Origin of the sequence: Oceanivirga salmonicida (genome assembly GCF_001517915.1) — a bacterium.
Taxonomy (GTDB): Bacteria; Fusobacteriota; Fusobacteriia; order Fusobacteriales; family Leptotrichiaceae; genus Oceanivirga; species Oceanivirga salmonicida.
On record NZ_LOQI01000140.1, the window covers coordinates 1 to 1,097 of the forward strand.

2 protein-coding genes are annotated in these 1,097 nt (G+C 20.7%); both read right to left on the reverse strand.

Going from position 1 to position 1,097, the window contains the following annotated elements; genetic code table 11:
- Positions 1–113 precede the first annotated feature (113 nt).
- Positions 114–890, reverse strand: a complete 777-nt coding sequence (locus tag AWT72_RS08610) for a hypothetical protein (protein WP_067143657.1) — start codon at positions 888–890, stop codon at positions 114–116.
- Positions 887–1,097: HMG-box domain-containing protein (locus tag AWT72_RS08615; protein WP_231724076.1), on the reverse strand; the 211-nt coding region annotated here is incomplete at its 5' end. The genes AWT72_RS08615 and AWT72_RS08610, both read right to left, overlap by 4 nt.

Sequence of the window (1,097 nt, forward strand, 5' to 3'; positions counted from 1 at the left end):
TTTTATTATATTTTTCATATACAATATTCCTTCCTATTATTTTAAGTATAAGTCATTTGATCTCTTATCAGATGTTCCTAAATTATGTCTATTTGATTATATCTTTTTTCATTTTATAATTGGTCTTCCTTTTTATATTTATCCCATTCTTCTACCTTAACAAATATAATATACGAATCAGTATAATATTTTTTTAACTCTTTTTGTATTTCTTTATGAATTTGTTTATCTACTTCACTTCCATCTAAACTTTTAACTTCAATAAAAATTGCTGGATAAGTTATTGGTTTCACAATTTCTTCCCAATTTATATCTTCTAACCTTATTTTTTCACTTTTAACATTTTCATTTAGTAAATATACTAATATATTTATATAACCATGTGTTTTATAATAAATTCCATCTTCCAAATCTATCGTTATACCACCTCTTGTCATTAATTCTCCCTTGTATATATATATTTCTTTTATATCATACAGTATTTTATACTTATCCTCATACTTAGACAATATTTCTTCTATTTTAGCTTTTTTTTCTTTTTTATTTTCCATTAAATCTTTGTTTTTTAAATATGGATCATAACTCATAATATCTAAAAAATAACTATAATCATAATCATTCTTAAAATTTGGTATTTCATTGATTAATCTATATTCAATTTTCTTATTTGTATAAAGGTCTTTCATACTTATATCTATAAATGTTACATCAAATCCAGTACTTACATATACATTTATTTTATTTGACTCTATAATAAGCCCTCTTTCTTTTTCAAGTATATTTATTAATTCTTTTTTATATTTAAAATTTGTTACTCCTATTTTTATTACTATAAGTAAAATAAATAAAATTATTAATCCCATAAGTGTTAAATCTCTTTTCATTTTCATAACCAATTCCATCTTTCTTTTTCACTAATTACAATATATGAATCAGAATAATATTCTTTTAAATCTTTTTGTATTTTTTTATATATTTCTTTATCTACTTCACTTTCATCTAAACTTTTAATTTCAATAAAAATTGCTGGATAAGTTATTGGTTTCACTATTTCTTCCCAATTTATATCTTCTAACTTTATCTTATCACCCTTAATA